Source organism: Planctobacterium sp. AWH2_060, assembly GCF_056158425.1.
Map to the genome: position 1 here is coordinate 503,114 of NZ_JBSWTG010000001.1, position 20,489 is coordinate 523,602.

Genomic DNA, 20,489 nt, shown 5'->3' on the forward strand with positions numbered 1-20,489 from the left:
GATTCTCCTAAATTACCTGAAATCCATGGGCGTAAGGGTCACTGTCATCGATAGTGATACAGTTGTTCCCGAAGACTTTAGCCCAGCCTTTAATGCTGGGTAAAATGGCCGCTTGCCCATTGACCTCAGTAGTGTTCTCTATGCATCCAATAAACTGGCTGCCTATAAAACTTTCATGAATAAATTCCTCACCAATATTTAGCTGACCTTTAGCAAACAGTTGCGCCATGCGGGCACTGGTGCCGGTTCCACAAGGGGAGCGGTCTATAGCTTTGTCACCATAAAAAACAGCGTTGGCTGCTGATGAATTGGTGTTTCTGGCTGCGCCTGTCCAGAGCAAATGTGAAGCCCCTTTTACAGAAGGATCTAGTGGGTGGCTGCAATCCACCTGTTGATTGACTATGTCTCTGATGATCGGGCTGTACCGCAAAACCTGAGCTGCCGACCACTTATCAACACCGGGGAAGTTTTGTTGAGGCTCCACGATGATGTAATAATTTCCACCATAGGCAATATCCACGGATAAATAACCCAATTCAGGAATTTCTATATGCAGGTTTTGATGCGCTAAAAATGAGGCGACATTGTATAATTTTACCCATTCTACTTTGCCGTTGTTCATGGCGTAGTTGATTTTAATTTTACCTGCCGGCACATCAATGGAGAGCTTTCCCGATTCTTTTGGAAGTAGTAAACCTGACTCCAATGCCGCCGTGACAGCGCCGATCGTGCCATGCCCACACATTGGTAAACATCCAGATGTCTCAATAAACAGAATTGCGGCGTCTGCATCCGCTGAGCAGGGCGGATACAGGAAGGCACCGGACATCATGTCGTGACCTCTTGGTTCAAACATTAACCCGGTGCGGATCCAGTCATATTCTGCGATAAAATGCTGTCGTTTTTCGCTCATACTGTTCCCTTTTAAATAGGGATGACCGCTGGCAACCAGGCGAACCGGGTTACCGCAGGTATGAGCATCAATGCAAAAGAAGGTTCCCTTGCGCATCATCAGCTCCTAAAAGTATTTTGCCAGGTCAATGCGCTGCTCAATGGCTTGCTGATATAACTTTTCAACATAGCGTTTTTCGTCTTCTGGCAGGGGAAGTCTGGGTGCTCTGACATTTTCACTACCACGGCCAGCCAGTTGCTCTGCATATTTAATGCACTGAACCAGAGTGGGGATAGTGTCGAGTCTTAATAGTGGTAAAAACCAGCGCCAAATTTCTCTCGCTTCGGCGTATCGCCCCTGCTTAGCCAGTTCAAATATGGCCACAGATTCTCTTGGAAACACATTGGTCAGGCCAGATATCCATCCTGTTGCACCTAACATCAAACTTTCCAGCGCAATATCATCAACTCCTCCAAAAACGGTAAAACGCTCACCAAAGGCATTAAACAGTTCAGTTATTCGGCGCGTATCTTCGGTGGCTTCTTTAACTGCCACGATATTGTGTTCATCCACCAGAGATTTCATGCCTTCAATGGACAGATCAACGCCATAAGTGATGGGGTTGTTATATACCATGATAGGCAACTGAGTGTTGCGAGCGATTTGCTGATAGTGGTAGATGGCCTCTCGCTCGGTAGAGCGATATACCATTCCGGGTAGAGTCATAACTCCATCAATCCCTATCTTTTCGGCATTCTGGCAATATTCGATCGCAAATTGAGTGGTGGTTTCAGCCACCCCTGAGAGTAAAGGCACTCGACCGCTTACCACTTCCAAAGCGGCTTGTAGCATTTTCAGTTTTTCATCTGCTCGAAGCGAACAGTTCTCACCCACAGTGCCATTGACTATGATGCCGTGCACGCCTTCGTTTATCAGGTTGTCTAGCATCTGTTGAGTGGTTTCATAGTTGATGGAACCGTCATCATTAAATTGTGTCGTTACTGCCGGGTAAACACCCTGCCAATCTATTGTCATTTGCTTTTCCTCATCGCAATTCATCTGTGAAGATTGCATCTTAATGCATATTGTATACAATATGCAAGAAACTTTGAGAGTCAAAATTATGAAGCAGCTAAATCAAGAAAATAATGACAGTGAAATTGCCGTGATAGGGGCGGGAATTGTTGGCATCTGTTGTGCCCTCAATTTGCAAAAACAGGGATATCGGGTTTACCTGATTGATCGAAAGGGCGTCGCGCAAGGATGCTCGAAAGGTAATGCCGGTCACTTTGCTACAGAACAAGTGTTTCCGCTTGCTGAATTTGGGTTACTGGCACAGTTGCCAGCAATGCTATTCAAAAAAGAGGGTGCGGTGAGTATTCGTCCGACTTATTTACCGAAAATCCTGCCCTGGTTTGTCAGGTTTTTGTTGAACATGCGAACGCGGCGTTTTAAGCAAAATACTGATGCCTTAAAATCGTTGAACAGCTTGTCTATTAACGCCTATGAAGTCTTGTTGTCTGAAATGGGGTTGTCACATTTTCTGCTTAAATCCGGAAGTTTACTTACGTTTGAATCCACGCCACTTAAAAAAGTAGATCAGCTAAGACAACTCTATGCTGAACAGGGCATAGGGGTGCGGCTGGTAATGAAAAGTGATTTAAAAGCGCTAGAGCCAGGATTAGCGGATGATGTTAATTACGCGCTATTATTTACCGATGTAGCCCATACTTTTGACCCGGAGCAACTGGCAATTGCATTATTTGATTGTTTTATTTCCAGGGGCGGACGGTTTCTCAAGGATGATGTTATATCGGTAAAACAATCGCAACATTCAACTCAGGTTTATACCGCAACAGGTAAATATGACTTTAGCAAAACGGTTATCGCCGCTGGGGCCTGGTCTAAGCGCTTGATTAAAGGTTTGGGATATCAATTACCACTAGATACCGAGAGGGGCTATCACGTGATGTTGCAAAATCCTGCTCAACTTTCACGTCCCGTCGCATCTTATGAGCGCAAAATGATTATGACACCTATGAGCAAAGGAATTAGAGTGGCTGGTACCGTAGAGTTTGCGGGTTTAGATGCATCGTTAACTAAAAGCAGAGGTCCCATGCTGGAAAGTCACGCCAGACAACTGCTACAACCCACAGTACAAAGCACTACAACAAAAAACGAAGTTTGGATGGGTATGAGGCCTTCGCTACCGGACTCTTTACCTGTGATTGGTGCTGCTCCGAATCACAACGCTATTTTCTTTGCGTTTGGGCACCAGCATTTAGGTCTTACTCAGGCTGCGATCACTGGAAATATCATAGCAAGCCTGGTTAATGGCGAAGAGCCTGTGATTGATATTTCTCCGTTTTGTATAAGTCGATTTAATTAGAGCCTATACTCCTTTACTAATGTATAAATTATATCCGGGTTTTTAAGGTCCTACAGAATATAAATAATAAGAGAGTCTGTTATGAAGTTTGCGCATAAAATTGTTGCAGCATCAGCGTTAATTTTGCTGTTGTCTTTGACACTACTTTCCGTTAACCAATATTTCTCCATGAAGAATAAAATGGAGAACATTATTGGCAATAGCGTTGATGAAATCTTACAGGGAATTAGCACTACGGTGGAATCAGAAATGTCTGGTAAAGCCAGCCTCGCTAGTTACACCAGTAGTTTGGTAGAGGCCAATTTTGATTTACAGCAGGCCCTCTCAGTCATAAACCAGCCTGTACTTAATGATAACTTTATCTTGATCGGGTTCGGTCATGAAGCGACAGGTCAATATGTGGCCAGTGACCCCAGTTGGGACCCAGGTAGTTCTTGGGACCCTCGTAAACGCCCCTGGTATGTTGATGCAAAAACTGCCGGGAAATTGATTATTACAGACCCTTATGCGGATGCTGTGACTAAAGAAATTCTGGTATCAATTGGCACACCGGTAAATCAGTTAGGGCGCTTTGCCGGGGCGATATTCTTTGATGTGAGTTTGGCTGGATTAGCTGAAATGATAAATAAAGTGAACCTGTTAAACGCAGGGTATGCTTTCATGGTTACAAAAGAGGGCACCATCATTTCTCATCCTCAGGCCAATCTCAATGGCAAGCCGATGTCACAATTTTTGTCGGGCGTCAGGGTTAATTCTAAGGTACAAACCACAGAACTCAACGGTGAGAAAACTTTGATTTCTTTTAAGAAGGTTAATGGTCTTGATTGGTATGTGGGCGTTGCGTTAAATCACGATAAAGCATTCGAAGCATCTGAGAGTTTAAAAAATGAAGCGTTATTGTACTCCCTGATCTTTATTGGGATTGGCATTTCGGTACTGCTGTTCTTAATAAAATTGTTGATGCGGCCACTTGAACAAATTAATGACGCTATGGATGAGGTTGCTTCTGGGCGTGCCGATTTAACAGTGCGTTTGGATACCAATTCAGACCCGGAATTTGCACAGTTAGCTGAAAACTTTAATCGTTTTACCAGCATGTTGCAGTTATTGGTAAAAGATATCCAGGAAAAAGGACATGAACTGCTGAGTGAGATAAACAATACCGCAAACAGTGCTTCCCAAACAAACAATGCCATTAAGCAACAATTGAATGAACTCAGTGCGCTAGCCACCTGTACTAATGAGATGGAAGCGACTGCTAATCAAATGGCTACCACTGCAAAAGAGGCGTCTACTGCCGTTGAGCAGGCTGATAGTGCGGCAATTGAAGGTGGAAAAGTGATAGAAGGAACAACTGCCTCTGTTACCCGCTTGTCACAGCAAATCGACAGCACTGTACAAGTGATCACTGATCTGGAAGTCGCCAGTTCAGGAATAGAGAAAATACTAAGTGTAATCAATGGGATAGCAGAGCAAACTAATTTACTGGCTTTAAATGCTGCGATTGAGGCAGCCAGAGCCGGTGAGTCGGGCAGGGGGTTTGCAGTGGTTGCCGACGAAGTGCGCACGTTGGCCCAGAGGACACAAGAAGCGACCACGGAAATACGAGGGATGATTGAACAATTGCAATCAGGAACCCGTTTAGCGGTTTCTGAAATGCAACAAAGTAAGATCATTGCTGATAATACTGTCGGCGCTGCGCAGCAAACTAACACAGCCCTGGAAGACATTCGAACGGCGATAAAAGTGTTGCTAGACCTGAATATTGCCATTGCGCAATCTGCACAGGAACAGGTAGTTGTAGTGGAGGAGGTGAATCGCAATACTGTGAATCTGAAAGATATTTCACATCAAATTTCGGAACAAACCGGAAAGGTGAATCAAACCATCAATATACAATTACAAAACGTGCAGCATCAGGAAGAACGACTTAATCAATTTGCAGTTTAAGCGTATCGCTATTGCTCGTGGAAATGATATGGTGAAGTCTCCGGAATTTTACAAAGGAACAATGAAATGAAAAAACTGGTGTTTTTATTGACTATCGCAATGACATTAAGCGCCTGTTCAAAGATGAACAAGGAAAATTACGATCAGCTTAAGTTGGGCATGAGCCAGCAAGAGGTGAAAGCGATCATCGGTTCGCCAGACAATTGTTCTGAAACTCTCGGGACGACATCGTGTATCTGGGGCAGTGAGGATGGCAAACACATCAAAATCATTTTCCTGGGCGATAATGCCACAACCTTTAGCAACAACGGCTTAAAATAATCTCCAAGGAGTTTTACGATGAGAATTGCATTGTTTCTGGCTTGCTTTTGTCTAATATTTTCTTCAACTGGCTTTGCCCAAAATATCCTGAGAGTCTCAGGTCATGGCACCGTAATGACCGCGCCTGATGGCCTGCAATTTGACGTGATTATGCGTGAAAAAGGCCCCTTAGTGAGTAAGCTTTTTGCTTCTGTTTCGCAAAAAACGGAACAGGTGCAAAGTCTCTTAATCAACCAGGGCGTTGAAAAACAGCACATCCAAAGTATGCAGATCTTTGTTTCCCCGTGGATTGAATATGAAAACCAAAACAGGGAACAAAAAGGCTTTGAATTAACGCGTATCATTAAAGTAAATATCAAAGAAACTGAAGCATTAAGTTTGATTTTTGACCATGTTTTTCGCATCGCAAATGTTGAAATTAACAACATTCAAATGCTGGTCAGTAACGAACAACAACACTATGAAACCGCGTTGCTGAATGCCATAGCTGATGCCCAGGAAAAAGCTAAACAAATGGCTGGTAAGTTAGGGGTATCTTTGGGGGAAGTTGTAGGCGTATCAGAGATCTCTGCTAACCTGCCAGTGCATGAATCCGCAGGTATGATGCGTGTTGCTGCAAAGGATAGCTTTATGCCGGGCGAAACTGGAATCAGCGCGATAGTGGAAGTGCAATTCGCTATTAATTAGTGCCAGTTGATATATCTATATAATTAAGCAAACCTTGATCTTTGCTTAATTTCCCCAATATCGCTTTTCCCGAAAAAACAAATGCGTAATACAGCCCCTTTTTCTGTTTTACGCATACGAATGTAATTTGAAATCTGTTTTAAATTAATGCAAAACAAATTAAATTAACATTCTATTGAAATTGCAGGAAAGAATTATGGCAAAAACGAAAGAGCAGTTATATGAAGAGTTAGCACAAGAAGTAGAAGCCATTGTGGCTGGTGAGACTGATATGATAGCTAACCTTGCCAACGTTGCCTCTCTTGTCTGGAACAAGCTGCCATCAGTTAACTGGGCTGGCTTTTATTTGTTAAAAGGTGAAGAGCTGGTGTTAGGCCCGTTTATGGGCAAACCAGCTTGCGTGCGTATCCCTGTAGGCCGCGGTGTCTGCGGTGCGGCGGCTAAAACTAAATTTTCACAAGTGGTGGAAGATGTCCATGAGTTTGAAGGCCACATTGCCTGTGACTATGCCTCTAACTCTGAAATTGTATTGCCCATCCTGGTAAAAGGTGAGTTAATTGGCGTTTTAGATTTGGACAGCCCAGAAAAAGCGCGTTTTAACAAGGTTGACCTGGCTGGCTTACAAAAAGTAGTCAAAATTGTTGAGGCAACACTCGCTTGAAGGAATTTTTTGATATTCACGTAGTTCTGGCTACGGCAGAAGACATGGATGTCTTTGATGAAGAGCAGGCCGAAGAGGCTGCAGAACAGCTAAATACCATATTGCACCTGTTGTATGACAAGGCGGATGAGGATATTTCCGTTACACAATTGGAAAATATGGTGCAACACGTGTGGGAAAATTGGCGCGAAGATGCCGATTTATTATCAATTGATGCCCAGGATTTAAGTGATTGGGTTGACCAATTGCTGGCAACTTGGGATGATGCGCACATCTGAACAATCATTAACACAAGACAATTTCCATTAATGGATACTTCCGAAAAATTTTCTGACTCAAAACAAGTCATCCAATTCCTGACCGAAACATTTCCAGCGTGCTTTACCAGTGAAGGTGATGCTAAACCGCTAAAGATCGGTATTTTCCAAGATCTTGCTGAGGCTCTAAAAGACGAGCCACGGGTAAGTAAAACCTTATTGCGTTCTTCATTGCGCCATTACACAAATAGCTGGCGTTATTTGTACTCCATCAAAGAAGGTGTTGACCGAGTCAGCCTGGATGGCAGTGCCGATGCCAAAGTTGAAAAGGACCATGAAGAGCACGCGCAACTGCAACTTAAAGAAAGTAAACAGAAAGTTGCAGAGCGCAAAAAGTCCGAAGCCAAGGCTCGGCAACAAGACGGTGTAAAGAAAAATTACAAAATTAAGTCAAAAGCTAATGGAAAGTCTGCACCAGATAGCGCTAAGCTTAAGGAACGCAAAGCGCCAGCTAATCGACCTAAACCTGAGAAGTTAACCGAATCAGATTTAGTCGCTGGTACAAAAGTGTCCGTGAAGGTCGGAAAATCCCCTATGCCTGCGACTATAGTTGAAGTTGGCAAAGATGGCATTCAGGTTATACTTGATTCAGGGATGCAGATAAAAGTCCAGCAAGATAACCTGCGACTTGTAGCCAAAAAAAGGTAGTTGTATGAAAAAAGTAGTTCGTGTAACAGTTCTGTCAGCATTGCTGACATCGATGATTTGCGGAAGCGCATTTGCTTCTGAAAATACCCCAGAGGCGTTGCCGGAGTTGAACCCTGAAGGTCAACACAAGGTAGCCGCTAAACGCATATCTGATCTGTTTACGCGAGCTCACTATAAAGAAATACAACTTAACGACAATACCTCTGAAATGATCTTTGATCGCTATTTGCGCTCTCTGGACGCCAACAAATCGGTATTTCTGGCGTCTGATATCGAGCAGATGCGCAAGTTTAAAGATGACTTTGATGAGGCTTTGTCAAAAGGCGACATGTCTGTTGCCTATAAAATGTATGAAAAGAATTTAGAAAAGCGACTGGAGAGATTCCAGTTTGCATTGACGCTTCTGGAGAAACCTTTCGATTTTGAAAAGGAAGGTGATAAGTATTATTACGACAGGGAAGAAGCGCAATGGCCCGCAAACAAAGCTGAATTAGATGAAATCTGGCGTCAGCGCATTAAATACGACGCGCTTAATCTGAAACTGGCGGGCAAAAATCAGGAAGAAATTAAAGACCTGCTGGAAAAGCGCTATAACCGTGCCATCAAACGTTTACATCAGACCAAGAGTGAAGATGTATTCCAGACGGTAATGAACGCTTTCGCTCGCAGTATCGAAGCCCACACCAGTTATTTATCCCCGCGCAATGCCGAACGCTTCCAGATGGAAATGAACCTGTCTTTTGAAGGCATAGGGGCAGTGTTACAACTGGAAGACGATTTTACTGTTATTCGCAGCATCGTACCTGGTGGTCCGGCCGATTTATCTAAGAAAATTAAGCCTGAAGATAAGATTGTGGGTGTGGCCCAGGAAGATGAAGAGTTTATTGATGTCATTGGCTGGCGTCTGGATGAAGTGGTTGAGCTGATCAAAGGTCCGAAGGGTACCGAAGTGCGTCTACAGGTTGTTAAGGCCACTGGTGATGTGGCGGCTCCTGAGGTGGTGTCTATTGTACGCGATAAAATAAAGCTGGAAGACCGCGCCGCCCAATCAAAAGTCTATGTCCCCGAAAGTGGTGCCCACAAAGGGAAAAAAGTAGGGGTTATCACCATTCCTTCTTTTTACAACAATCTACATCAGGACGTCAGAAATGAACTGGCTTCACTGGAAAAAGAAAACGTTGAAGCGGTTATTGTTGATTTACGCGGCAATGGCGGTGGTTCACTCACTGAAGCTACTCTGGTTTCCGGATTGTTTATTGATGAAGGGCCGGTAGTACAGGTGCGTTACAGCACGGGTAAAATCAGCGTTAACAGTGATACCGACGGGGTAACCTATTACGACGGCCCATTAACCGTTATGGTGGACAGATACAGTGCGTCTGCTTCTGAAATTTTCGCGGCAGCGATGCAGGACTATGGACGTGCTTTGATAGTCGGTGAGCAAACATTTGGTAAAGGTACGGTACAGCAACATCGTGGACTGGGTCGAATCTATGATTTTTATGACAATCCATTAGGTAGTGTGCAATTTACCATTGCAAAGTTTTACCGCATTAATGGCGGCAGCACCCAGCACAAGGGCGTCGTGCCGGATATTCTGTTCCCATCGCCAATTGAGGCGGCAGAGTGGGGAGAAAGCCAGGAAGATAATGCTTTACCCTGGGATAGTATCTCACGAGCTAATTACACTACTTTTGGTGAGACCAGCACAGCAGTCACTCAGGTGAACACTAAATATCAGCAACGTATAGCGAACGATCCAGAATTTGCTTATATCTTCACTGATATCGAGCGATATAAAGAAAATAAAGACAAAAACTATATTAGTATCGTTGAGTCTGAGCGCAAAAAAGAAAAAGAAGAACTGGAAGCGCAGCAGTTACAAAGAGTCAACGAAAGACTGGTAAGAATGGGTAAGGAGAAAATCACTTCTCTGGAAGATGTGCCCGAAGATTTGGAAGAGTTAGATCCATTTCTTGATGAGGCGGTAAATATTACTCTCGACGTGGTTAACACTGGCAAGTATGCCATTAACCGTTGATCTCCATTTAATTCTTTAAAAAGGGCTTTCAGGCCCTTTTTTATTGGTTGCAAAAAATTCCGTACGCGGTGAAGATTGCAGATTGATTAAAAAAATAACAACATAACAACAAGGAATTTACATGAACAACAGAGGCGAGTTTTCAACGAGAATAGGTTTTATTCTTGCCGCTGCGGGCTCAGCTGTGGGTCTGGGAAACATCTGGGGCTTCCCTACACAAGTTGCCAGTAATGGCGGCGCCGCATTTGTTTTGGTTTACATTATTTTAGCGTTTGTCTTAGCTTACCCGGTATTAATGGCCGAATTAATCATTGGCCGTGCTACACGCGCCAACATGGTGGATGCACTCGGACAGGTAACTGGCCATAAAATAGGGCGGGCCACGGGTGTCTGGGGCTTTATAACCGTTTCTTTGATTTTATCTTTTTACGCCATAGTGGCGGGTTGGATGATTTCCCACTGTATAGAAGCGCTGATGTCCTTCCTGGGGCAAGACTCATTGTCAGACTGGCTGACCAACCAATCTCAATCTCGCAATCTCCTTTTTTGTGCGATTTTCATATCTTTAACCGCGTCTATTGTGGTGGGTGGTGTCAGTGGCGGCATAGAGAAATGGTCTGTGCGTTTGATGCCAACCCTGTTTGTCATTGTTGGTATTCTGATTTTGTATGTGGCGATGCAAGACGGTGCATCGGAAGGTATGCGGGCTTATTTGCTGCCTGACTTTACTAAGATAGGCAATCCAGACTTATTAATCAGTGCCATGGGGCAGGCCTTTTTCTCCATGTCTCTGGGAGTTGGGACAATGCTGGTATATGGCTCTTACGTGAGTAAAAAAGAAAACTTGCCATCTTTGGGGGTTTCCGTGGCACTGGTGGATATTGGCGTTGCGATTTTGGCCGGTCTGTTGATTATTCCTGCCATGTATGTGGCTATGCACAATGGCGTGACTATTTTCAATGAAAGTGGTGTACTCATTGAAGGGTCCAATCTGATATTCGCAGTATTACCTGAATTGTTTAATACTATGGGAGATATTGGCAACCTTGTGGGCTTTGCCTTCTTTGCTCTGATGATTATAGCTGCGCTGACTTCCTCAATATCAATGTTGGAAGTGCCAGTGGCCTATGTGGTTGAAAGTAAAAATGTTGCTCGTACAAAGGCTGTCTGGATGATAGCAGGGGCGATTTTCTTGATCAGCGCCACCCTGGTATTTAACTTTGATTGGTTGTTTGGCCTGGTGATTTCATTGACCACGGAATATAGTCAGCCATTATTAGGATTAGTGTTATCTATTTATGCCGGTTGGGTTTGGAAGAGAAACGAAATCCTGCAGGAACTTAAAAATGGTAACGAAGCGGCTGAGCATTCTTTCTTCTGGCGGGTATGGCCCTGGTACATCAAGTTTGTATGTCCGGTCATTATTGTCGTAATGTTTGTACGCTCTTTCTTTTAAATTATCCGTTGTATCGAAGAGAATAAAAGATGTCAGAATCACAATATAAAGAACCTTCACTACTGGATTCCATCATCCCTATTGTTGTGCTTGTTTCCCTGTTAGGCACTTCAGTGGTGGTATTCGGAAGTGACTCTTCCAGCGGACCGAATCAAATAGCCCTGCTTTTAGGCATGGCGGTAACGGCCATTGTTGGATTAAAGAATGGCTTTAGCTGGAAAGAAATTGAGCAAGGGATGATAAATGGTATATCCATATCCCTGGGAGCCATTTTAATTCTGTTAGCAGTAGGTTCGTTAATTGGTACCTGGTTGCTATCAGGTACAGTGCCCACCTTGATTTATTACGGATTGGAGCTGCTTAACCCCACCGTTTTCTATACCGCGTCTGTGGTCATCTGTGCCGTCGTTGCCATGAGTATCGGAAGTAGCTGGACTACTGCAGCCACCGTGGGTGTAGCACTTATCGGTATTGCCAATGGTATGGGCATGTCTGAAGCCATTACCGCTGGTGCGATTGTTTCTGGTGCCTACTTTGGCGATAAGGTATCGCCTTTATCTGAAACCACCAATCTCGCGCCAGCAGTTGCCGGAACCGACCTGTTTTCCCACATTCGTTATATGCTTTGGACAACGGTGCCCAGTATTATTATTGCTTTAATCCTGTTTACCTTTTTAGGCTTCAACGCTTCCAATGACGTGGATTCTGAAAATATTGCACAAATGCAGGCCTTGTTACTGCAGGAGTTTAATATTGAGTTTCACATGTTGATCCCGTTATTTGTATTACTGGCCATGGCCATTAAAAAAGTACCGGCCTTTCCTTCAGTTGGGTTTGGCGCCTTGTTGGGCGGAGTATGGGCGATTCTGTTTCAGCCTGAAGCGGTAGCCGGTATGGTGGATGGTGAATACTCTATCCCGATGGCAATTAAAGTGGTTTGGATTGCCTTGTTTGACGGAGTTTCATTTACCACTACTGATGAAAACCTCAATGACTTGTTATCAGGTGGCGGTATGTCCAGCATGCTCAATACCATTTGGTTGATCATGTGTGCCATGTGTTTTGGTGCCGTGCTGGAAAAAGTGGGGCTGTTAAAACGCGCTGTCAGCGCCATTCTTAAAGGAGCTAAGTCTGCCGGCGATATGGTTACCCGAACCATATTAACTTGCTTTGGAACCAACCTGATTACCGCTGATCAATATATCTCAATTGTGATGCCGGGAAGGATGTACAAAGAAGAGTTTAAAAAACGAGGACTACATCAATTAAACTTGTCCCGTAGTTTAGAAGACGGCGGAACAATTACCTCGCCACTAATCCCTTGGAATACCTGTGGTGCCTACATGCATAGCGTTTTGTTGGTGCACCCTTTTGAATATGCAGTGTTCGCATTCTTTAATTTGATCAATCCATTATTGGCGATTATTTACGCCTATCTGGGCATCAAGATATTGAGATTAGAGCCACCTGAACATATACAAGTTACTACTACTGATACACCTAATGGGACTTGCGGTCCCAAAAACTAAGACAGGCTATTCATGGACAATTCTGCAGTAACTCCGGCCGTCAAAAGACTGGCCGGCTATAAACCCTATGGCTTTGAAATAAAGTCTGTTGATTTGGTCTTCGATTTAAATCCGGAACGCACCAGGGTAACCAGTCGACTAAAGATCAAAAAGACCAACTTAAGCCAAAACAAGCTGATGCTTGAAGGCGAAGGCCTGACGTTATTATCCTTTAAAGTAAATGGTCAGGTGTATGAAGCGTTTCGGGTGGTAGAAGGGGGCCTGCAGGTTGTCTTTCCTTTCGAAAAAGCCGATGTCGAAATTGTCACAGAATGCCAACCCTTAGAAAATAAATCGTTGGAAGGTCTGTACTATGCTGCAGATACTTTTTGTACCCAATGTGAAGCTGAGGGCTTCAGAAAAATAACCTACTTTCCTGATCGGCCTGATGTTCTGAGCACTTACAGCGTTAAAATAATCGCTGATAAAGACAAATACCCGTATCTGTTGTGTAACGGCAATAAAACCGGGCAGGGGGATTTATCCGATGGACGTCATTGGGCAACATGGCAAGACCCCTTTAAAAAACCCTGTTATTTATTTGCTTTGGTGGCTGGTGATTTTGATCTTGTCACTGATCGCTATAACACGGTTTCAGGCCGTGAAGTGGCGCTGGAATTATACGTAGATAAAGGCAACGGTTCGCGCGGTCAACACGCGCTGGATTCTCTGAAAAAGTCGATGCAGTGGGATGAGCAGACTTTTGGTTTGGAATACGACCTTGATATCTACATGGTGGTGGCGGTTGACTTCTTTAATATGGGAGCAATGGAAAATAAAGGCTTGAATGTCTTTAACAGCAAGTTTGTGTTGGCGAATCCTGAGTCAGCCACAGATGAAGACTATTTTAATATTGAATCCATTATTGCCCACGAGTATTTCCACAACTGGACAGGTAATCGCGTCACTTGTCGTGATTGGTTTCAATTAAGTCTTAAAGAGGGCTTAACTGTATTCCGGGATCAGCAGTTTAGTTCTGACATGTCTTCCCATATCAGCAACAGGATCAAACAGGTGCGGGTCATCAGAGAGCACCAGTTTGCCGAAGATGCTGGTCCTATGTCGCATCCGATTCGTCCGGAAGAAGTTATCGAAATGAATAACTTTTATACGGTGACAGTTTATGACAAAGGCGCGGAAGTGATTCGCATGATCCATACCTTGTTGGGGAGCGATGGCTTCAGGAAGGGCATGGATTGTTATTTTGAGCGCCACGATGGTCAAGCGGTTACCTGTGATGATTTTGTGCAGGCAATGCAAGATGCCAGCGGCGTTGATTTATCGCAATTCAAACGTTGGTACAGCCAGTCTGGCACACCAAATGTGGCGGTGACCCGAAACTATGACGCAGCGAAACAAACCTTAACCATCGAATTTAAGCAATCTCATCCGATTACTGCTGATCAAAAGGACAAGCAGGAGCTGCACATTCCAGTTGCATGGGAGTTATTCGACGAGCAGTCTGATGAGGTCAGAACCGGTGTATTCAGTCTTAAAGACAACAATGAGCAGTTGCTACTAGAAAATGTCAGTGCCGGGCAAAATGTCGCTTTGTTCACGGACTTTTCCGCACCGGTAAAGGTTCAGCAGTCTCTGACTAAAGCGGAATCTTTACAAATCATGCTGCACGCTAAAGACAGTTTTGCCCGATGGGATGCAGCTCAGTCTGTCTATTCAGACTTAATCTGGAAACAACTGGACGACGGGACAGATGCGGCCGACGAAATCAGTGAGATTGTTGAGCAACTTATCGCCGCTGATATTAAGGATCTCGGATTGTTCAGCGAGTTATTGTCACTACCGGGTTTTGAATATCTGAGTGAACAAAGAGAGCAGATTGACGTTTTAGGCCTTTATCGGGCTCGTGAAGCCGTCAGACATGCGTTGGCAAAGGCTATCGATAAATTTGCTTGTGATTATCTGGAGCGTTTTGAAAACAAACCTTACCAGTATGTTACGGCTGATGCTCAACGACGTCGCTTCAGAAATTTGCTTTTACAGTATCATGTGTTGGCCAGCAATGACGACAAACTGGCACTGCAGCAATTTCAAAATGCCAATAACATGACTGATACTCTTGGCACCCTTCATGCTCTTCGTACGTTTGATACCTTAAAGAGTTTTGAACGCCTAATGCTGGAATTTGAAGAGAAGTGGCATGATGATGTGTTGGTACTGGATAAGTGGTTTGCGCTTCATGCGGGCACTGACAGAGACGATATTCTGGCTACTCTTGATCTATTGACCAGCCATCAACGATTTACCTTTGATAACCCCAACCGGGTTCGTTCAGTGGTAGGGACCTTTGCGTTTTACAATATTCCTCAATTTCACAAAGAGGATGGTTCCGGATATCGTTATGTGGCCGATAACATCATCCGCTTAAATGCTGTTAACCCGCAGGTGGCATCGCGCATTATTACGCCATTATTGCGCTGGAAAAAGCTTAGCGGACGTCACGCGGAAAATATGCGCGGGCAATTATTGCGCATCGCAGAAACGTCAGATTTAAGTAAAGATGTGTATGAAAAAGTAACCAAGAGCCTTGGTTTATAAACAAAAGTGTTGGCTCAGAGTGAATCTGGGCCATTTATTTAGAAAATACTCATTAAAATGAAAAGTTATTTTTTCAGTCTGAATATTAGTTATTTCGATTGTGAGAACCTTTACAGACCTCAATTAAATACTTGCATGATGACCTCTGATTCGGGGGAAAGAGTGCAACTTCCTACCAAGAATCTTCGGCCATATGTAACTAAAACAGGGATTCAGGGGCGATTTCGTTTGATCGTAGATGAAAATAACAAGCTTAAATCCTTTGAAAAAATTGCCTAGCCAGGCTATTACTTCGTTTACCTAAAATAAATAATTGTTGATATAACCGAACCTTACCATCGTTTTAACTGGTACGATTAGTTCTTGCGTCCGTTTTAAAATGATGTAATCATTTTGTTAATTATAAGCATGCACTCTGTGTTTATAGGGTACACACAACACCAGCCTGCAGAGACAGGGGAGAATAAAAATCATGATCAAAGGGCCTCGTATCTTCAAAAAGTCGCCTCTTGCCATTGGATTGGCTGCTGCCACCGTTATGTCGGTTCCAGCTCACAGTGCCAATTGGGAAGTCGGTGGTTTCAATATTACGTTCGATTCAACCTTTTCACTGGGAACCAGTTACCGGGTTGAAGACCGGGACTTCGGAAAGATTTCCAATAGTAGTCAACCAAACCTGGATTGGACCGGTTATAACATGACCACCAATATCGTCTATACCGGTGAGGATATCTGGCGACTCAATGACGGTGTCGGCGCTTATTCAGCGAACGGCGACTTGGGTAACCTTAACTTTGATAGCGGCGAAGCTTTTTCTACCGTATTTAAAGGTGTTCACGAATTAGACATCAATAAAGGTGACTGGGGTGTCTTTTTGCGTGGTATGTACTACTACGACTTCGAATTAATGGATGGTGACCGTCCTTGGCAAAACCCCATTTCCAGTCAGTTAGCAGGCAATGATGGGCGCAGCGATATCTGTGATGACCCAAGAGCGAAAGAAAACGCCTGTACCGACGTCCGTTTATTAGATGCATTTTTCTACTGGGATACCTACCTGGGCGAAAAGCCATTCAGCTTGCGTATCGGCGATCAGGTAATTTCCTGGGGTGAAAGTACCTTTATTCAGCACGGTATCAACACCATCAACCCGGTGGATGTTGCTCGTGCCAGAGCTCCGGGTGCGGAACTAAAAGAAGTCTTTGTTCCAGTTGGAACTGTATTTGCCTCATTGGGCCTGACAGATAGCTTCAGTGTCGACGCTTATTATCAGTACGAGTTTGAACGCAGTATTTTACCGGTATCTGGTACTTATTTCGGTACCAATGACTTTGCTGGTGATGGTGGTCACTTAAACAACATTCAGTTGAGTTTTTCTCGCAACCCGGATATTGACCAGGTGTTTTTGATTGATTCATTGAATCAAATTGGTGCTGCGATGCGTGGTGGGGCAGATGCTTCAGTGATGGGCTCAGCATTGTTATCCCATGCTACTAAAGTGGCTATCCGTGCCGAAGGCGATGACTTCTACAATGATGCCAGCGATAGTGGCCAGTACGGTGTTAAATTCACCTATTTCTCAGAAGCGTTAAACAATACAGAGTTTAGCTTTTACCACCTGAATTATCACAGCAGCCGTCCTCTGTTGTCCGGTATTAGCGCTGACTATACGGGTGCTGCAATTGCTCAGGATTTAGGATATCTGGCAGCCAATGAAATCACAGCTTCAAATATCACGGATTTACAAATCTTCCCTAAAGCCGCAGCTTACTTCCCGGAAGACATCAAATTGTATGGTATGAGTTTCAACACCAGTGTGGGTGAAACCTCTTTGGCGGGTGAAGTTTCATTCCGTCCTGATGAGCCTATGCAAATTGATGATGTAACCTTGTTGTATGCAGCTTTTCCTGAGCAATTAGCAGCTGCGGGATTGCGTCCGGACCTGGCGGGAATTTCTCAATATGATTCATACACTGGTTCAGCCCCGCAGCCGGGTGACTTTATTGATGGTGTGATTGAATTAGATAGCTTGCAGATACAGTTAACGGCATCTCACCTATTTGGTCCGGTTGGTTTCATTGATAACCTGATTGTATTGGGTGAAGTGGGTTACGTAGAAATCCAGGATATGCCAGATCCAAGTGTACTGGCTCTGGAAGCACCAGGCACACACCGCTCAGTACCTCTGGTACCCATTACTAACCCAGATGGTTCAGTGTCTACTCGCGAAGGTTTGCATGTTGGTCTGTCAAATGGTCCCGAAACAGGTGCGCAGTTCGCAACTGATAATGCATGGGGCTATCGCTTATTAGCAGTGGCAGACTTCAACAACGTATATAGCGGTGTTAACTTGCGAGTGCGTTCAACCTTTGCCCACGACGTGGATGGTACAACGCCAAACCCCTTGTTTTTGTTCACCGAAGACAGAAAGTCAGGAAGCATCAGCTTTACCTTTGATTATCTGAGCAAGATGTCAGGCACCTTCTCCTACAATGCATTCTGGGGTGGTGGTCAGGCAAATGACCTGTCAGATCGTGACTTTATCTCTTTTGACTTTAAGTATTCCATCTAAGGAGCGAATATAATGAAAAAACTGGCCCTGATTGCATCTGCAATCACCCTGGCGCTGTCAGTCAATGTGGCAAACGCCAAAGTTTCTGAAGCAGAAGCCGCCAAGTTAGGCACTGAATTAACTCCATTAGGTGGTGAAAAAGCCGGTAATGCCGATGGCAGTATTCCAGCATGGAATGGCGGTATTACAACACCTCCAGCGGGTTATAAGCCCGGTGACTTCCACCCTGATCCGTTTACTGATGACAAGCCTTTGTTTGAAATCACTTCAGCAAATCTGGAGCAATACAAAGCGTTTTTGACCCCAGGTCAAATTAAGTTGTTCGAAACTTACCCTGATACCTACCGTATGCCTGTCTATCAAACCAGACGTACGGCATCAAATCCTCAATGGATTTATGATCAGGCAAAAGTGAATGCCGTTAATGCAGAACTGGTGCAAGGTGGTAATGGTATCAAGAACGCTTCTGGTGCTATTCCATTCCCAATCCCTTCCAATGGCCTGGAAGCCATCTGGAATCACTTACTGCGCTATCGCGGACAAGGCGTTCAGCGCTTTGGTGGCCAGGCTGCCCCAACGGCCAGCGGTGACTTCACAGTAATTGGTTTTGACGACGTATTAATGATCAAGTATTCGCAACAAGACGCGACGCCTGAATCATTGTTTGAAGAAAACGTACTGTTTAAGTTTAAGCAGAAAGTAACTGTTCCTGCGCGTTTGGCGGGTACCGCTCTGCTTGTTCATGAAACCATGGACCAGGTAAAAGAGCCGCGCAAAGCCTGGACATATAACACTGGACAACGTCGCGTACGCCTTGCTCCAAATGTTGCTTACGATGCCCCGGGAACAGCGGCTGATGGTCTGAGAACCAGTGATGACCTGGACATGTTTAACGGTGCGCCGGATCGCTACAATTGGGAGCTAAAAGGCAAGCAAGAATTGTACGTTGCTTATAACAACTACAAGTTACACAGCGACCAGGTAAAATACGACGACATCTTAAAGCCAGGTCACATTAACCCTGATCTGACGCGTTTTGAGAAACACCGTGTTTGGGTGGTTGAAGCCACATTGAAAGAAGGTGTTCGTCATATTTACGAAAAACGCGTGTTCTTCATTGACGAGGATAGCTGGCAGATCCAGGTTGCTGATATGTACGACAACCGTGGTGAACTGTATCGTGTAAACATCGCCTATGGCGTAAATTATTATGAAGTTCCTACACATTGGTCTACGCTTGATGTTAACCATGACCTCAACTCACGTCGTTACCTGGCAGTTGGGCTTGATAATGAAGAGAGTATGTATGACTTCTCTGTAGAACTTCAGGATCAAGACTTCACGCCACAGGCGCTAAGAAGAGAAGGGCGTCGTTAAAATCTATGTTGTTCGGTGGCCCATAAAAGGGCCACCTATTTCTATGTTGAAGGATTTATGAAATCTGCAAAAAGTATTCTAGTTTCTTGTCTTTTATTTTGTTCCGCGTTATCGGCAACTGAATCCTCTTATCTCGCTCCTCTTGCACACAAATCAATGTTATTGGATATCGTATCAGCAGATAGTCGCATACTGGCTGTTGGTGAACGAGGCCATGTGCTGGTTTCTGATGATGCCGGAGTTAACTGGACGCAAAAGCAGGTACCCACCAAGTCCACTTTAACGGCGGTGTTTTCTATTGGTGATAAAGTTTGGGCGGTTGGTCATGATGCAGTCATTATGCATTCAGCTGATAATGGTGAAACATGGCAAGTCCAACAATTTTTACCCGAGTTGGAACGGCCCCTGTTAGATGTTTATTTCTTTAATACCGAGCAAGGCATTGCGATTGGTGCCTATGGCGTGTTTTTCAGAACTCAGGACGGTGGTCAGAGCTGGGAACGCGAATATCATTCCACCTTCCTGCATCCAGATGATCAGGCTTATGTCGAAGAACTAAAGGTCGAAGACGAAGAGTTTTATCGTCAGGAAATGGCTTCTATTTTACCGCATCTGAATCGTATCACCGCTGATGGTCAGCGTTTGATAGTCGTAGGTGAATCAGGACTGGTGGCTTTCAGTGAAGATTTTGGTGAAAGCTGGCAGCGCGTTGAAACCAATTACTACGGTTCTTTTTTTGGTGTCGCGAAATTGGATAACGGCAAAGTTATGGCGGCTGGGCTACGGGGCAGTCTTTATGTTTCAGAGGATGACATGCAAAACTGGCGTCGCGTTGAAACTAAAACCACGGCTACCTTTAATTCTGTAATAGCGATCAATGGGGGCAGTGCCATTTTAGTGGGCAACAACGGTACCGTTGGATATTATAAGGATGGCTCGATAACAGTTAAAAAACAAAAAGACGGCGAAAATGTTATCGATGCAATTACCGCTGAGCAAAAGGCGATTGCTGTTTCGGCAGTGGGTTTTAAATCTCTTCCTCTGAATTAAGGAC

Annotated in this window: 17 protein-coding genes; 15 read left to right on the top strand and 2 right to left on the bottom strand. The window is 44.4% G+C overall.

The features are described from left to right. Positions 1-7: 7 nt before the first annotated feature. Together ACXAD8_RS02155 and ACXAD8_RS02160 are read right to left on the bottom strand one after the other, a co-directional pair. Entirely contained in the window at positions 8-1,009 is a 1,002-nt protein-coding gene (locus ACXAD8_RS02155) for a 4-hydroxyproline epimerase (RefSeq protein WP_475232857.1), read from the bottom strand. Positions 1,010-1,018: 9 nt separating this feature from the next. Then, complete coding sequence (locus tag ACXAD8_RS02160) at positions 1,019-1,927, bottom strand: dihydrodipicolinate synthase family protein (RefSeq protein ID WP_475224381.1); 909 nt, start codon at positions 1,925-1,927, stop codon at positions 1,019-1,021. Positions 1,928-2,015: 88 nt separating this feature from the next. Here ACXAD8_RS02160 and ACXAD8_RS02165 point away from each other — a divergent pair, with 88 nt between their 5' ends. The 15 genes from ACXAD8_RS02165 (at position 2,016) to ACXAD8_RS02235 (ending at position 20,485) form a co-directional block, all read left to right on the top strand. Further along, positions 2,016-3,281, top strand: coding sequence for an NAD(P)/FAD-dependent oxidoreductase (locus tag ACXAD8_RS02165; RefSeq protein ID WP_475224382.1), 1,266 nt, complete (start codon positions 2,016-2,018; stop codon positions 3,279-3,281). A gap of 81 nt (positions 3,282-3,362) precedes the next feature. Continuing rightward, the gene (locus ACXAD8_RS02170) at positions 3,363-5,231 is read left to right on the top strand and encodes a methyl-accepting chemotaxis protein (RefSeq protein WP_475224384.1); all 1,869 of its coding nucleotides are present in this window, start codon (positions 3,363-3,365) and stop codon (positions 5,229-5,231) included. A 66-nt stretch (positions 5,232-5,297) separates the two neighbouring features. Next, on the top strand, positions 5,298-5,552 hold the full coding sequence (gene bamE, locus ACXAD8_RS02175) for an outer membrane protein assembly factor BamE domain-containing protein (RefSeq protein WP_475224385.1): 255 nt from the start codon (positions 5,298-5,300) through the stop codon (positions 5,550-5,552). Positions 5,553-5,570: 18 nt separating this feature from the next. Then, the gene (locus ACXAD8_RS02180) at positions 5,571-6,239 is read left to right on the top strand and encodes an SIMPL domain-containing protein (protein ID WP_475224386.1); all 669 of its coding nucleotides are present in this window, start codon (positions 5,571-5,573) and stop codon (positions 6,237-6,239) included. A gap of 196 nt (positions 6,240-6,435) precedes the next feature. Further along, the gene (locus ACXAD8_RS02185) at positions 6,436-6,900 is read left to right on the top strand and encodes a GAF domain-containing protein (protein WP_475224387.1); all 465 of its coding nucleotides are present in this window, start codon (positions 6,436-6,438) and stop codon (positions 6,898-6,900) included. After that, positions 6,897-7,178: a hypothetical protein gene (locus tag ACXAD8_RS02190; protein ID WP_475224389.1), complete on the top strand. Its 282-nt coding sequence runs from the start codon at positions 6,897-6,899 to the stop codon at positions 7,176-7,178. The genes ACXAD8_RS02185 and ACXAD8_RS02190 overlap by 4 nt, the downstream gene beginning before the upstream one ends. A 30-nt stretch (positions 7,179-7,208) precedes the next feature. Beyond that, complete coding sequence (proQ, locus tag ACXAD8_RS02195; protein WP_475224391.1) at positions 7,209-7,865, top strand: RNA chaperone ProQ; 657 nt, start codon at positions 7,209-7,211, stop codon at positions 7,863-7,865. A gap of 4 nt (positions 7,866-7,869) precedes the next feature. Next, positions 7,870-9,906: a carboxy terminal-processing peptidase gene (prc, locus tag ACXAD8_RS02200; protein WP_475224392.1), complete on the top strand. Its 2,037-nt coding sequence runs from the start codon at positions 7,870-7,872 to the stop codon at positions 9,904-9,906. A gap of 121 nt (positions 9,907-10,027) precedes the next feature. Next, entirely contained in the window at positions 10,028-11,362 is a 1,335-nt protein-coding gene (locus ACXAD8_RS02205) for a sodium-dependent transporter (RefSeq protein ID WP_475224393.1), read from the top strand. A 29-nt stretch (positions 11,363-11,391) separates the two neighbouring features. Beyond that, on the top strand, positions 11,392-12,891 hold the full coding sequence (nhaC, locus tag ACXAD8_RS02210; protein WP_475224394.1) for a Na+/H+ antiporter NhaC: 1,500 nt from the start codon (positions 11,392-11,394) through the stop codon (positions 12,889-12,891). A 12-nt stretch (positions 12,892-12,903) separates the two neighbouring features. Next, entirely contained in the window at positions 12,904-15,486 is a 2,583-nt protein-coding gene (pepN, locus tag ACXAD8_RS02215) for an aminopeptidase N (RefSeq protein WP_475224396.1), read from the top strand. Between the two features lie 57 nt (positions 15,487-15,543). Further along, the gene (locus tag ACXAD8_RS02220) at positions 15,544-15,765 is read left to right on the top strand and encodes a DUF2835 family protein (RefSeq protein ID WP_475224397.1); all 222 of its coding nucleotides are present in this window, start codon (positions 15,544-15,546) and stop codon (positions 15,763-15,765) included. A gap of 193 nt (positions 15,766-15,958) precedes the next feature. Continuing rightward, entirely contained in the window at positions 15,959-18,058 is a 2,100-nt protein-coding gene (locus ACXAD8_RS02225) for a DUF1302 domain-containing protein (protein WP_475224398.1), read from the top strand. 9 nt (positions 18,059-18,067) lie between these two features. Next, complete coding sequence (locus ACXAD8_RS02230; protein ID WP_475232858.1) at positions 18,068-19,435, top strand: DUF1329 domain-containing protein; 1,368 nt, start codon at positions 18,068-18,070, stop codon at positions 19,433-19,435. Between the two features lie 156 nt (positions 19,436-19,591). Next, positions 19,592-20,485 carry a WD40/YVTN/BNR-like repeat-containing protein gene (locus ACXAD8_RS02235; RefSeq protein ID WP_475232860.1) on the top strand — a complete coding sequence of 298 codons (894 nt, stop codon included), beginning with the start codon at positions 19,592-19,594 and terminating at the stop codon, positions 20,483-20,485. Positions 20,486-20,489: the final 4 nt, after the last annotated feature.